The organism is Microcystis sp. LE18-22.4A, assembly GCF_027531105.1.
Taxonomy (GTDB): Bacteria; Cyanobacteriota; Cyanobacteriia; order Cyanobacteriales; family Microcystaceae; genus Microcystis; species Microcystis aeruginosa.
Genome location: NZ_JAPZRB010000378.1, coordinates 1 through 14,356, shown reverse-complemented (window position 1 = coordinate 14,356; position 14,356 = coordinate 1). Strand labels below are relative to the sequence as shown.

Genomic DNA, 14,356 nt, shown 5'->3' with positions numbered 1-14,356 from the left:
TCCCCACACCCCACACCCCACACCCCACACCCCACTTCCCCATCTCCCCACTTCCCCACACCCCACACCCCACACCCCACACCCCACTTCCCCATCTCCCCACTTCCCCATCTCCCCACTTCCCCACACCCCACACCCCACACCCCACACCCCACACCCCACACCCCACACCCCACTTCCCCATCTCCCCACTTCCCCACTTCCCCACTTCCCATTTATGCCCAAAATCCATCACTTTGAGCTATTACCTTCCACTAATACTCAAGCTTGGCAATTATTAGAATCGGGGGAAAATCCGCCTTTTGTGGTGATTGCTAGTCAACAAAGTGCCGGGAGAGGACAATGGGGACGGGAGTGGATTTCTGAACCGGGAGGATTATATTTATCTTTGGCGTTAAATCTTGATTTAGAGGTGGATAAATCTGCCCATCTCGTTCTCGCTACAGTTTGGGGCATCGCTCATCACCTGAATTGTCAAGAAATACCCGTTAAAATCAAATGGCCGAACGATTTAGTCCTATTAGGGCGCAAACTAGGGGGAATTAACCTAGAAACCCGTATTCAGGGCCAAAACATCCCGCAAGCAGTAATCGGAGTGGGCATCAATTGGGCTAATCCCGTCCCCCCCACCGGCATTAATTTACAAGCTTTGGCCGGCAATAAAATCACCTCGATCGCTCAATTAACCGATGTCACCAGCGATGCTATCCTATACGGCTATGAATATTACTGTAATCACGGCATAAAAGCCTTATTAGCCTCCTACTTAGAACTTTTTGCCAATTTTGGTCAAAAGATAGTTTTCGAGGGCTATCAGGGCATAATAACAGGGGTAAGCGATCGAGGGGAATTAAAAGTTAAACTCACCTCGGACAATGCCAGTAGCGAAATCTATCTACCGGCGGGTAGGGTCAGTCTCGGCTATAATTGAGTCTAAATATTTTTTTGACTAAACTGTGAGAAGTGAGGCCGCCCTATGTATCCTTCATCGGTGATATTGAAACTTTTTCTCGGAAAATCCTTAAAAAAGAAGCTGAGTTTATGCAGTGGTCTCGGTTTAGTGATTAGCGGTCTGCTCACTCTTGCTCCCAATGCGATCGCTAATTCCGAAACTGGCAGCGAAACCCCGGTAGTGGAAAATGCCGCCCCGACTCTGAAAGCCCCCGTTATCAAAGAAAATACTAATCCCGCCCCCCGTCTGGCTATCCCTGAAAACCATCAAACCGATATGCCTACCCTTGCCCCCCGGGCCGGCGGTAAAAATAATTTTATCGATACCAGAAACTTTAACCCCCCCAGTTCCGTTGTCGTCACCGAGCGCCGCAGTGGTTGCCAAACCATCGCCCAAAATGGTCAACTGGTAGGAGGTAGCTGTAATCTGGCGGCCCGGGCCTCCCGTCGTCAGCCGGTCAGCACTGTGGCCAAACCCTTACCCCCGGTTAATCTGGCCCGGGTGCGTCTCAATCCTAATCCGGCCGTGCGGGTAGGACGGCAGCCCCGAAATCAGCCGGTTATCGCTAATAATTCCCTGCGTCGTTATGCCCCCACTCTCGTGGCTTCTAGCTCCCCGGTACGTCTGGCCGCCCCGACGGTGATTGCCAGTCAGGTGGTAGCCCTCAATCCCCCGGAATGGAATGGCGTAAAATTGGCTTTGGCCCCGGTGACTCGCGCAGAAGTGGAAGCAATCAGCGAAGCGACCACCTATGAGCGGGCCACCCGTTTAAGTCCCACGGATTCTAACCAAACTCAACGCACGGATTTACTCTTTCCCCTCGCCCTTCCCGCCCAAATTACCTCGGTTTTCGGGTGGCGAAATCATCCAGTCAGCGGGAATCGGGCCATGCACGCGGGTACTGATTTAGGCGCGGCGATGGGAACACCTGTATTAGCCGCCTACGCAGGGGAAGTGGCCACCGCCGACTGGTTAGGAGGTTACGGATTAACGGTGATTTTACGTCACCTCGATGGTAGTCAAGAATCTCGTTATGCCCACCTTTCGGAAATTACCGTCAAACCGGGAGAATGGGTGGAACAGGGGGCGGTTATCGGTCGTGTGGGTAGTACGGGACTTTCTACCGGTCCGCACCTACACTTTGAATGGCGACACCTAACCGAACAGGGTTGGACCGCCGTAGATGCCGGTTTACATCTAGAATTAGCCCTCGATAATCTGGTGCAGAGAATGCAAATGGCCGCAGCCACTGACTCTAATCAGAATTAATTGGTCTCGGCTGACAACCATAGCAGTTTTTGGAGCTTAAAAACGCATCGTTGAGCTTTTGCCCAATTGATGCGTTTTCCATACATTCGCAGTCTCAGTAATACCAAATCTGGTTATTAAAAACTGATTATTTATTCTCCGTTTTGCCTTTCCTCATAGTGTTAATATTCGCTAATCTCATCCAATTGGAAAGGCAAGATTTGAGAAAAAAAGTAGAAGTTAAGGAACGCGGAGCATTCGGTCTTCGATTTCTTGCCAGACGGTAGGGGAAATATTAATAGCCACTTTTTGGCAGTCGAGAATCAGGCGATTAATATAAAAATAATGCTTGTCTATTTCGCTAATTGCGTCGAGGGATAAATTAAGTAATTCAGGCGTTAAATTAAAAGCAGTATTCCACATTTTAAATAATTGATCAGCCAATTCTTCATGATGTTTTTTAGTTATTTTATCATCAGGAATAATTTGTTTTAAAGCTTCTAAATCAGCGATTAATTGGTAAAAATTAACCTTAGAAACAATTCGATACTGAGCCAATAAGTTAACTAACCGGACAGACCCATAAATGGAGATGGCGAAGATTTCGCGGTAGGCGTTGCCGTAGGCTCTGGCGATGACGTAGGCGGTGTTGTAGGAGCAGAGGCCGACGTAGGCGCAGGTACTGGTGAGGTTGACGGCGCCGAGATCGTGAATGAGGGGGTCGTTGGCACTGACGATGGCGTAGGCGTAGGCGTGGGCGTGGCAGTAGGCACTCGCTCTTCTTCCTACAGGTTTAATCGGACTATCAACAGAATCTTTAGTCATCTCATCTGCCCATTGCAAAATCGGCACTAATTTTTGACCGAGGGGCGTTGTAAGATAATTATGGGCTTCTTTCTCCATTGCTAATAACAATTTATCGGCTTTCCCTCGCATCAAACCCGCCACTAACAAAAAGACCTCTTGCCAACGAGTTTCTGTTACATAATTCTTAACTGTTTCTTCAATCAAATCATTGTCATAGATATACTGAGCCGTGAGGTATTCCTGAAGGGTTAAATGAGAAAAAGAATAGACATCTCTCGCCCGCTCTACTAAAATTACCTGTTCAATTTCAATGGTTTTTAATACTTTTTCTCCGTCCAGATGTTGCGGAGCATTTAAGTTTTGTTTAAGGTGATCTTTAATTTGCTTAACAACTTCTCCTTTTTCTAAAAAAAGTTTATCTGCTACAAAATTCTGATAAGCGACTTCAGATAGCAAAATTTCTTCTTGCTCAATACTGAGATTTTCATAAACTAAACCGCGATTAGGTAAACGTTTTTCGGCTGACCATGTTTCCAATAAAATTCGTAACGCATCTTGATAAAGGCGACTGCGATTTGTGGGAAAAGATTGATTTTTATCATAAACCAAACACAAAAAAGTCAACAATAACGGTGTATGGGCTAACTCTTTTGCACTTTTATACTCCTCCTTTTGCAATAGTTCCCAACAATTTTTAGCCGTCTCATTTTTGCGGTCTAATTCCGAACTAAACCAATGTTCAATAAAACTTTGAATTTGCTGATCATCAAATTCGACAATTTCAATATCGGTAAATCGTCGAAGATGAGTTCTAGCAGCAGTGCGACAGGAGAGAATAAAACGATTTTTATGATGCCTATCTACAAAATCTTTAATTTTCTCGATTACATTATAAACATTAGCTGTTGGCACCTCATCCAAACCATCTAATAAAATTAGTAATTCCCCTTTTTCTAGTTTATTGCTAATATTTTTTTCCACATTGGGAAAACCACAGATTTTAAACTCCTCTTCAATTAATGCCTGAATATTAATCTCGTTTTCTTTCAAGTTTTTCAACTCCAGTAAAACAGGTGTTAGAGAATGCTGATAACTGCCTTGCTTTCCTTTGAGAGCTTCTAGCCCAATTTTTCGCAAAAATGTAGATTTACCAATGCCAGGATCACCAAGTACCATTAAATATTGTTCTTGATTAGCCAAAAGTAAACCATCTTTTTTACCATCATCCCTAAAGTTAAATCGTCGCTGCTTACTCTCACGATATTTATTTTCTAAATTTTCATCATAATAATCCCTGACTAAATTACCCAAACATTTGACATTAACATAAATTGACTCCAAATCCATCGGCTTAGACATTTTTAAAACCTTAATCATGCCGTGCCGCTCCCAGTAACGTTGAGTATATTCCCGCAAAAAAAGATACTTTCCTTCTCTGATAAGCTGCCCGACATCTTTATTCAATAACTCATTTTTATTAATACCCTCCCACCCCGATTTAATCATTTGACCAATAAAATTATTAGTTAATGCCGTTACAATGGTTGTTTCAATTCCTGTCATAACTTAACCCCTGTAAATCCTCTGAAGCTTAGTATAAGCCAGAAAGCGGGTTTCTCATCAACCCAGAAAGCGGGTTTCTCATCAACAACCCAGAAAGCGGGTTTCTCATCAACCCAGAAACCCACTTTCTTTAAGAAAGCGGGTTTCTAATCTCTTAAGCCGCTAAACTGAGAATAGCTGCCTGTCTTGGCTCTCATTTCTCAGATTGTCAAATAATGCAAATTTATCTTGACTATAGTGCTACTACCCCCACTCATCCCCAAGTAATCGAGCGGGTTGCCACTATTCTCCAGCATCATTGGGGCAACCCCTCCAGTTTACACAGTTGGGGACAGGATAGGGCGACAGTCATCGAAATGGCCAGAGAACAGGTAGCAGGGTTAATTAATGCCAATTCAGACCAGATTATCTTCACTTCTGGCGGTACGGCTATCAAGCTAAAATTGATCAGCCCCCCGGTAAACCGCCCAAGGCTGGTTCTAATGTTAAGGAGAAAAAATAAAAATTCTTGGGTGGCTATTCCCCCTTTTTCCTGTTCTAACTGATAACTGATAACTGATCACCGATTACTGATAACTGAATATGGCTTATTCTCGCATTAAAAAACTAGCAAATTATCTACGTCCCCATTGGCAAATAGTAACTGGGGGGGTAGTTGCTCTGCTTATTGTTAATCTTTTGGGTGTTTATATACCGCTTTTAATCCGGGATAGCATCGATGATTTGAGTAAATCCTTTGACTTTCAAAAAATCATTTATTATCTGATTTTAATTGTCGCTTTAGCCTCGATTATGTGGTTTATACGCATGATTTCCAGAGTATTGTTATTCGGGATCGGTCGTCAGGTAGAGTTCGAGCTTAAACAAAAAATCTTTCAGCATTTATTAACCCTTGAACCTGCCTATTTTTCTCGGCAAACTTCAGGAGATTTAATCAACCGTGCCACTAGCGATGTGGATAATATCCGTCGTCTGGTGGGTTTTGCTTTGCTCAGTTTGGCTAATACTTTTTTTGCCTATGGGTTAACTTTGCCTGTAATGTTAGCGATTCATATTCCCCTTTCAATCGCCGCTATTTCTGTCTATCCTTTGATGTTAATTGCGGTGCAGTTATTTAGTGGTCGTCTGCAGCGGCAACAGAAAAAAGTACAAGAAAAACTCTCGCATCTGAGCGATTTAATTCAAGAGGATATGAGTGGTATTACTCTGATTAAAATTTATGCCCAAGAAGGTAACGAGCGCCTAGCATTTAAGCAAAGAAATCGCAAATTACTACAGGCTAATTTAGATTTAGTCCAGACTCGTAATTTTCTTTTTCCCCTGATTGAAGCTTTGGCCTATGTCAGTTTATTGGCGTTGCTTGCTCTCGGTACTAGACAAATTATAGCGGGTAATATCACCATTGGGGACTTTATTGCTCTGTTAATTTTGGCAGAAAGATTAGTTTTTCCCACTGCTTTATTAGGTTTCACTATTACTGCCTACCAACAGGGAGAAGTGAGTATAGATCGCCTGGAAACTATCCTATTAGCCGAGGCTAAAATTAAAGACAATGCCGATTGTATTCACTTAAAAAATATTCAAGGAAAAATTACCGCCAAAGCCTTGACTTTTTTCTATCCTGATGCTAAGGAACCCGCCTTAAAATCTCTTTCTTTTACCATTAATCCGGGGGAAACGGTAGCGGTCGTCGGTGCGATCAGATCGGGAAAATCTACCCTTGCTAACGCTATTCCCCGTCTTTTGAATATTGCTGAGGGACAGTTATTTATTGATGATCAAGATGTCACTCAAATTGCCCTGGAAGAGCTGCGAAAAGCGATCGCTTATGTTCCCCAAGAAAGTTTTTTATTTAGTACCACTATTGAAGATAATATCCGTTATGGCGATCCGCTGCTGAATTTTTCGGCAGTGGAATCGGCGGCCAAACAAGCGAGAATTCAGGAGGAAATCGAGAATTTCCCGCAAAAATACGGAACTTTAGTGGGAGAACGTGGGATTACTCTTTCCGGTGGTCAACGTCAACGGGCCTCTTTAGCGCGCGCTTTAGCCATCCAAGCACCGATTTTAATCCTTGATGATGCCCTATCTAGCGTCGATAATCAAACGGCTACAGCTATTTTGGAAAATATCAGCCAAGAAAGCCAAAAAACCGTGATTTTTATCTCCCATCAATTATCGGCCGCTGCCACTGCCGATCGCATTTTTGTCATGGATCGCGGAGAAATTGTCCAGATAGGAACCCACGAGGAGTTAATCGCAGTCCCCGGAGTCTATCAAAATCTCTGGCAACAGCAGCAGTTAGAGTCTAAGGTTTTACATTAGCCGATAAAATAGGGAATCTGCCAGTTATTGCCGGTTAAGCTGTGGACTATCTCAATTACTCCTTAAGACCGTTTAAATGCAGCACAGCAGTTATCTTTTAGCGACAATGAACAAGAATCAACTTTTAAGCGAACCTTTTTTACAATTACCCACCGAAACATCAGTACAAGTGATTTGGTTTACGGAATTTTTTGGCACTCGTCATCAGGTGCGCTACGGGGAAAAACTAGAGAAAATTGCCCTCGCTCGCACTAGCAAATTAACTAGAGTTAGAGAAGATGCAAAATCGAGAACCGTTGAAGCTTATCAATCTTTAACCGCTCGAGAAATCTGGCGACATCAGGCCGAAATTACTGATTTAAATCCCGGGGAAAGGATTCCCTATCAAGTCACCAGTTTTCAGGAAAATACAGCGATTAGAAGTGATATTTATACCCTTACCCCAAGACCCAAAAAAGGAACTAATCTCAAAATTCTGCTCACTTCCGATCATCAATTAATGCCCATGACTGCCGCTAATTTACAAAAAGTTAGCGAAACTATTGGACAGGTAGATGCAGTTTTTTTAGCAGGAGATTTAGTTAATATACCCGATCGAGCTTCCGAATGGTTTGATGATATTCGCGGTGGGGCATTCTTTCCCTGTTTACAAGGTCGTGCCAATTATACTCTTACAAAGAATGGTATTCAGACTATTTATAAAGGGGGAGAAATTATTCAAAATGCGCCCTTATTTCCTGCTATTGGTAATCATGAAGTTATGGGCAGATTTTCTACTTCTATAGGTTTAAATGAACAGTTTGAAGATGCTATTCCTCAGTTTATTGCTAAACAACTAGCAGAGGAGACAGCAGTAATTAATGAAACCTGGTTAAAAAATAATGCTTTCAACACAGAAACCTACGAAGAAATTTTTTCTTTGCCTCAAAATAAATATTATTCTCTAACCTTTGGCGATATTCGTTTAGTGGTTTTATATGTTACTAATATCTGGAGAAATCCCAATTTAGAACCCAGTGCAACGGGAAGATATTACGAAAATCAAAGAGATTTAGATAGACCCGACCGCTGGGGTTACGGTCAGCATATTTTTGAGCCAATTGCTCAGGGTAGTCCTCAATATCAATGGTTAGAAAAAGAGTTAAATAGTCGAGAATTTCAAGAGGCTAAATATAAAGTAGTTATGTTTCATCATCCTCCCCATACCCTAGGGGTCAATATCGTTCCACCCTACACCAATCCCGTGCCGAAAATTCAACGGGATACCACGGGAAAAGTTACATCAGTACGTTATGATTATCCCCAAGAAAATGATTATATTATTCGTGATCTAATTCCCTTATTAGAATCAGCCAAGGTTAATTTGGTTTTTTATGGTCATTCTCATTTATGGAATCGTTTTCTTGGTCCTAAGGGTATGAATTTTCTCGAATCTTCTAACGTTGGCAATAGTTATAGTGCTTATTTAGGTGATAAAAAACGTCCTGTACCCCTCGATAGAAATTATGCAGCCATCGGTAATCCTAATGGATTACAAGCAATTATCCCGAATATTGCTCCTCTAGTGGATTGGGTTAATCAACCTTTACCCTATATTGCCAGTAATGATCTGACGGTTTTTAGCATTTTAGATACAGAAAAAGGAACCGTGAGCAGTTATCGTTTTGATACTCGTTATCCTGACTCCGAGGTAATTAAATTTGATGAATTTGACCTTTTTAGCATAGGTGAAGTATAATAAAATTAAAAAGTGCTGGTTAAATAGATTATCTTGGGGTTAATTGTATGACTACTGTTACTAGCAATGATATTCAAGAATTGAAAGACTTACTCTCGGCAATGCGACAGGAAAACCGCGAGCAGATGATTTCCCTGCGAGAAGAAACCCGCGAGTAAATGATTTCCCTGCGAGAAGAAACCCGCGAGCAAATAAGTTCCCTGCGAGCAGAAACCCGCGAGCAAATTGATACGCTAAAGGAAGATAATCGCCAACAACTAGAAACCCTGAGAGAAGAAAATAACAAGCAATTTGTTAACCTACACAAAGAAATCACGGAAGTGAAAATTATAACGGCTAAAATTGAAGGAACAATTCAATCCCAAGCAGTATTAACCCCAAAAATTCCCGATTTAATCGAGAAAGTTGGGGAATTAAAAAACTGGAAACAAATAGCTATTGTCGCTATCACTGCTTTTACCAGTGCCACAATTACTTGGTTTATTCGAGGAGGAAATTTGAAACCTTAAAGTCTGGCATTTTTCTCAATTCCTAATTGGGGTTTGCTGAATAATGGTAAAACCCTTTTAAAATAAGGCTTTTGACCTGTTAAAATCCGATGTTCATGCTGCGAAAATCGGATTGGGACCCTCAAAAACCTTGCATTATCCTTCTTGTAGTACATAAACTGGTACGAAAAGAGAGGGCAACAAAGCCTGAAACGACCGGCTACTGACTCGGAGACTCCTGACTCGGAGACTCCTAACCCCACCAACAAACTTTTTGCCGCAAACCCTAAATACTGTCTGAACCCATTTTTTTGCGCTTCGCTCTTGAAGCAGTTGTCAAAATGTCCACACCATCGGTGAAAGCAGGGAGGCATCGCGACTGGGGTTGTCTCTTTCATCGCTGCTCTCTCAACGTCAAGTGCTTATTCTATAACGATTATACTCTATTATACTCTTGTTGATCGTTTAAGTCCCACTAGGATAAATTGATCTCTAATAACCCCGGTGGTGGCGCGATCTCGATGCGTGCCGCTTTCAGATCCACCAGTGGAACAATTTCTTTGACGAAGGGTACCAAGGCCCTGGCCTCTGAGTCGGAGGATGGACTTTTTTTCTTGACAGAGGCGAGATTTGCTTCTAGTTGCACTGCTAAAATGTCATTACCCGCCCAGAAAATATCTACCACAACCCCGATTTTTTCTCCTGTAAGGTGATGATAAACCTCTAAGTTTACTAGCTCACTAACATGATATTCATCCGCTTTTAGGCGAGGTTTTTCTAGTTTATTCGCCCATAATTTATATCCGCGCAAAGCTTCGGCTTGTTCCCGATTTTCAACCCCCTCTAACTTGATAACATAAACATTTTTGCCCGGTAGCTCACGTCCCCTGAGCAGAGTAATTTCTCGGATTTCTCCCCCCTGGGGTCCTTGTATTCCCCTCATCCCTCGCTTCTGAAAACGTTCGGGAAAATCTGATACCGATAAAACTCGCAATTCTCCCTCCAGTCCCTGGGGTGCTACTATTGTCCCAATTTCTAGCCAATTTTCTTCCATTGTCTCGATATTTTTTGCTATAGCTTTCCCTAGTATATAGCCTTTTTTGTCTCGCTCCTAGATTTTAAAAGTCTTGGTAAGGTAAAATTTTTAGTTGACCTCTACTCCTGACCATTTTTTGACTTTTTACTGGTGACTTTTTACTGAATTATGACTATTTGGCAAGCGGATTTTTATAAATCTTCATCTTCTTCCCCTCTTGGCACAGTCTGGCAATTGTTAATTTCCGATCCTCTCGGTCATCTTATCTATGAAAATTCCTGTCCCCAATCCCAAGCTAATAGCGACTGGTTAACCCAACAGTTACAGCAAGCTTGTCAAGTCTCCTCCCCAGAAATTATCCAAGTTTTTCGCCCCCAATGCGCCAATTTATTTCTCCTCGCTGGTCAGAATTTACAGATCAAAATCGAGTTAACCCGTCACGTTAACGCCCTGAAAAAACAGCTAGAATTGCGGCAAATCCCCATAAATATCGACTCTCCTCCACCACAACCCGTACCCGACCAATTTTTAGGTCAAGAGTGGCGTTTTGCTCGCTTTCCCGCCGTTGATTTAGTTAACTTTTTTGGCGATCGCCGAATACCGATTCTTTCCCTACCAGAGGCCTTTTACCCTTTAAAACTAGGTTTAGCCTCCACTTTAATGATCCCCGGTGTGGTTATTACCGGTGGTAAAAAATCTCTGGCGATCGCTCGTTGGTTAGGGGAAATTAACCCAGTATTTATCGATCATATTCCCACAGAAACGGGGCGATCGGGCGGTTTAGTCTTGGAATCGGGTCTAAATGAGCGTTGGATTTTCCTGACCTACGAAGATGAAGAAGTGGCCCAGGCAGCCAATGCTTATCAAGCAACCAAAGAGGAAAGCCAAGGTTTGCACTTTCTTCTCATACAACCAGACGATTCCAGTCGCACTTTTACCGGCTTTTGGCTACTGAAACAAGTTTAACCCCCAAGCTGTCCCCAAGAGGCAAAGAATACCGGCTAAACCCGCTAAAGGTTGGTTATAGATACCTTTAACCCAAGCTAACCCAGAATCGCTGTAAGACATCAATTCGGCACTGTCTAGCAAGGCCAATCCCCATACCCAACCGCCATGAAGTCCCCAAGCTAATCCTAAACTACCATGATCGATCGCCCGCGCCCAGACCAGAACCATCCCCATCAGAAATAAACCGGGTAGTTGCGGCAGCGTTTGCTGACGGTCCCAAAGCAGGTGCAGCAGGGCAAAAATTAGGCTAGAAATGGCTCCCGCCACCCAAAAACCGTATTCTTGGCTTAATTGGCTCAAAAAGATGCCCCGAAAGATTAATTCCTCGGTAATACCCACCCAGAGGGCCACTATCAACAGGGGTAAACTCAAGGAAAAAGCGCGAGTTAGATTTTTGGGCTGCCAATGTACCCATGTCAAAATCCCCTCTAGGAAAAAAATTATCCCTAATCCCACCACTGCCAGGATTAATCCTTTAGTTAGGGAGATAAATAGGGAAAATGACCAAATTAATCCGTAATTATGGAGGCTGCTCCCCTCTATCTTTAATAATCCCCAGATAACTAAGGGAGCCAAGACGTAAAGAGAGGCCACCAGTGGCAATTTTTGGTCAGGTTTTGTCCCTTGCAGCGGTTGCCATCCCAAACGACTCCCTAAAACAATGGCAATGGGCAGCCAGAGAATTAACCAGACTAACAGGAAAATAATAATTTTTATTAAGGCAGCAATGTCCATTGTCAATTAGGGGTGTGGGGTGTAGGGTGTGGGGTGTGGGGTGTAGGGTGTGGGGTGTGGGAAGAATAAACAAAAATAATCTCCTGAATACTAACTCGGAGTCTCCTGTCTCCTAACACCCATAAAACCAACCCCCTAGGCATAGGATAACTGTGGAACTTTGCGCTGGTAAAGCCTAGCTCCAACAAAAATCCATCCCTAGGGGGTTGCGAAAAAGAAGAAAAAGTGCTTAAGGAAAACCCCTCAAGTTGATAAAAGAGGCGGTCAGGGGTTAGAATTAGGGGTAAGAATCTATATTGTCTTTTTGGTCGGTCTTGTCAAAACTAGCCCTTTTGACTGCCGATTTTTTTTATCCTTATCCCTACTCCGTAACCTATTTAAGCTTCTACCGATTCTTCTGATTCCGTTTGTTTGAGGTGGATGTGCTTGTAGCCAAGTTTGATTTCAAATTCATCGCCGGGCTGCAAGTTCATTTGTTCGGTATAGGTGGAACCGATGACGATTTGACCATTTTTGTGGACACTAACCCGGAAAGTGGGTTCGCGGCCGCGGCCATCTTTAGTGCCTTCGGGATCGAGAGGAACCCCTTTTGCACCCAAAACAGCATCGTAAAAGTCGGTTAAATTGACCCGAACTTGACCATCTTTACTTTGGGAGTAGTAACCACAACGTTTTGCCGTTTCGCGACGGGGTAAGTGGGCCAACTCTTTGACTTTTTGAAGTAGAGCTTTCCCTGTTAGGGGAGTAGGAGAGATATCATTCATGGTACTTTTAAATGTCCCTTGATTTTTGACTGACTGTCAATTAAGTTTACACTGACGAATTGATCATACCAAAAATCTTGCCAAAAATGTCTAGAGGGGAATAATAAATTTTTTAAAACTGATGGTTCTGTGATGACAATCGTGCTAAGAAGACCCCAGACTAGGTAGTAAGTGTAAACCTTGTGGGGGAGAGGAAATTTTGGGTCAAGACTCTCGCAATTTTTGGTCGAGTGCGAGGAAAACAGGGGGGAGAAAGTGAGGACATAAAACCGATCAAGCTATACCTAGCAAGGAATTGAGAAACTATACTTCTGGTTGGAGTTGGCAAAAAACTAATGACCCAGAGCAGTAAATCCGGGGGGATTAAACTGTTTTCGAGCGACTTGCCCATCTATGATTAGGTCTAGATACCCACCCCTTGGCTGAACCGACCGGGGAAAATCTTAAGGATTAATTACCATTACTAGCTCCCCTTTGGCCCGTTAACATCGATTATCCTGAGTATTAGGAGTCCCTCATCCCCGTGCCGAGTATGGAAGTTTCTTTTAAAATTCTGCGTCAACGACCCAACGACACCCCCTACCTAGAAAATTTTACCCTAGAGGTGGAGGCGGGAAATACAATTCTCGACTGCCTTAATCGCATCAAATGGGAACTTGATGGAACTTTGGCCTTTCGTAAAAATTGCCGCAATACAATTTGTGGCAGCTGTGCGATGAAAATTAACGGTCGTTCGGCCTTGGCTTGTCAAAAAAATATCGCCAGTGAATTAAACCATTGTAGCCAAAAAGATGCCGGAGAAATTCCCGAAATCACGATCGCCCCTCTGGGTAATTTACCGATTATCCGGGATTTAATCGTCAATATGCAACCGTTTTGGGAGGATTTAGAAAAGGTTGAACCTTATATTAGTAGTCAAGCGCGCACCATTCCCGAACGAGAATTTCTGCAAACTCCAGAAGAAAGAGCCAATCTCAATCAGATGGGTAACTGCATTATGTGCGGGGGCTGTTATTCGGAATGTAATGCCAAGCAAGTGAATCCCGATTTTGTCGGTCCCCACGCTTTAGCAAAAGCGCAGCGCACCCTAGCAGATTCCCGCGATGGTAATCAAGAAGGTCGCCTAGAACTTTATCATCAAGGCACCGCAGGGGTTTGGGGGTGTACGCGCTGCTATTTCTGTAATGCGGTTTGTCCCATGGAAGTGGCTCCCATGGATCAGATTAGTAAAATTAAACAGGAAATACTCGCTCGCAAGTCGGACGATAGTAGTCGTCCCATTCGTCACCGGAAAGTTTTAGTGGAATTAGTCAAAGCAGGGGGATGGGTTGATGAACGCAAATTCGGCCTCTATGTGGTGGGCAATTATTGGCGCGATTTACAGGGTTTATTAAGTATTGCCCCCTTGGGATTGCGGATGATTGCTAAGGGTAAATTTCCCACTTCCTTTGAAGCTTCCGAGGGAACCGAGGAGGTGAGAGGTTTAATTACTGCCATTCAAAATTCTCGCTCTTGATCACTCTCGATAGTTAGAGCAATTTTCAGATGTATTTTGACATCCTCGCCGCCGTAAAACGGACGGCGATTCCCAAACCTCACGATTTGGGTTTCTGCTTCTTTCCCGAAGGATTTTTCGCACCTGCCTTAACAGATTTACTCTGTTCTGGTCTTATGGTCGCTCTACAGACTGAC

Annotated in this window: 11 protein-coding genes and 1 pseudogene; 8 read left to right on the top strand and 4 right to left on the bottom strand. The window is 43.2% G+C overall.

What is annotated here, in order from left to right; all coding sequences use genetic code 11:
- Positions 1 to 217: 217 nt before the first annotated feature.
- Positions 218 to 931 carry a biotin--[acetyl-CoA-carboxylase] ligase gene (locus O9295_RS16805; protein WP_002759711.1) on the top strand — a complete coding sequence of 238 codons (714 nt, stop codon included), beginning with the start codon at positions 218 to 220 and terminating at the stop codon, positions 929 to 931.
- 45 nt (positions 932 to 976) lie between these two features.
- Entirely contained in the window at positions 977 to 2,221 is a 1,245-nt protein-coding gene (locus tag O9295_RS16800; RefSeq protein WP_288033989.1) for a M23 family metallopeptidase, read from the top strand.
- Between the two features lie 219 nt (positions 2,222 to 2,440).
- Here the strand turns inward: O9295_RS16800 and O9295_RS16795 are convergent, their stop codons facing one another.
- Positions 2,441 to 4,570: an NACHT domain-containing protein gene (locus O9295_RS16795; protein ID WP_288033988.1), complete on the bottom strand. Its 2,130-nt coding sequence runs from the start codon at positions 4,568 to 4,570 to the stop codon at positions 2,441 to 2,443.
- Between the two features lie 215 nt (positions 4,571 to 4,785).
- Between O9295_RS16795 and O9295_RS16790 the strand changes: the two are divergent.
- The 4 genes and pseudogenes from O9295_RS16790 to O9295_RS16775 form a co-directional block, all read left to right on the top strand.
- Positions 4,786 to 5,055 (top strand): annotated as a pseudogene (locus O9295_RS16790) (aminotransferase class V-fold PLP-dependent enzyme); the annotation flags it as partial.
- Positions 5,056 to 5,152: 97 nt separating this feature from the next.
- Entirely contained in the window at positions 5,153 to 6,895 is a 1,743-nt protein-coding gene (locus tag O9295_RS16785) for an ABC transporter ATP-binding protein (protein ID WP_002795485.1), read from the top strand.
- Between the two features lie 76 nt (positions 6,896 to 6,971).
- Positions 6,972 to 8,633, top strand: a complete 1,662-nt coding sequence (locus O9295_RS16780; protein WP_288033987.1) for a purple acid phosphatase family protein — start codon at positions 6,972 to 6,974, stop codon at positions 8,631 to 8,633.
- A 158-nt stretch (positions 8,634 to 8,791) separates the two neighbouring features.
- Positions 8,792 to 9,142 (top strand): hypothetical protein, encoded by a 351-nt coding sequence (locus O9295_RS16775; RefSeq protein ID WP_186814347.1) that lies wholly within the window; start codon positions 8,792 to 8,794, stop codon positions 9,140 to 9,142.
- 454 nt (positions 9,143 to 9,596) lie between these two features.
- On the opposite strand, the gene rimM is transcribed toward O9295_RS16775, so the two are convergent.
- The gene (rimM, locus tag O9295_RS16770) at positions 9,597 to 10,175 is read right to left on the bottom strand and encodes a ribosome maturation factor RimM (RefSeq protein WP_002795455.1); all 579 of its coding nucleotides are present in this window, start codon (positions 10,173 to 10,175) and stop codon (positions 9,597 to 9,599) included.
- Between the two features lie 150 nt (positions 10,176 to 10,325).
- On the opposite strand from rimM, the gene O9295_RS16765 reads away from it, so the two are divergent.
- Positions 10,326 to 11,123 carry a Tab2/Atab2 family RNA-binding protein gene (locus O9295_RS16765; protein ID WP_288033986.1) on the top strand — a complete coding sequence of 266 codons (798 nt, stop codon included), beginning with the start codon at positions 10,326 to 10,328 and terminating at the stop codon, positions 11,121 to 11,123.
- Here the strand turns inward: O9295_RS16765 and O9295_RS16760 are convergent.
- Positions 11,106 to 11,900: a CPBP family intramembrane glutamic endopeptidase gene (locus O9295_RS16760; RefSeq protein WP_288033985.1), complete on the bottom strand. Its 795-nt coding sequence runs from the start codon at positions 11,898 to 11,900 to the stop codon at positions 11,106 to 11,108. The two genes, O9295_RS16765 and O9295_RS16760, sit on opposite strands and share 18 nt — an antisense overlap.
- A 377-nt stretch (positions 11,901 to 12,277) precedes the next feature.
- Entirely contained in the window at positions 12,278 to 12,664 is a 387-nt protein-coding gene (locus O9295_RS16755) for an AbrB family transcriptional regulator (protein WP_286824808.1), read from the bottom strand.
- Positions 12,665 to 13,196: 532 nt separating this feature from the next.
- Here O9295_RS16755 and O9295_RS16750 point away from each other — a divergent pair.
- Positions 13,197 to 14,180: a succinate dehydrogenase/fumarate reductase iron-sulfur subunit gene (locus tag O9295_RS16750; protein WP_288033983.1), complete on the top strand. Its 984-nt coding sequence runs from the start codon at positions 13,197 to 13,199 to the stop codon at positions 14,178 to 14,180.
- Positions 14,181 to 14,356 lie beyond the last annotated feature (176 nt).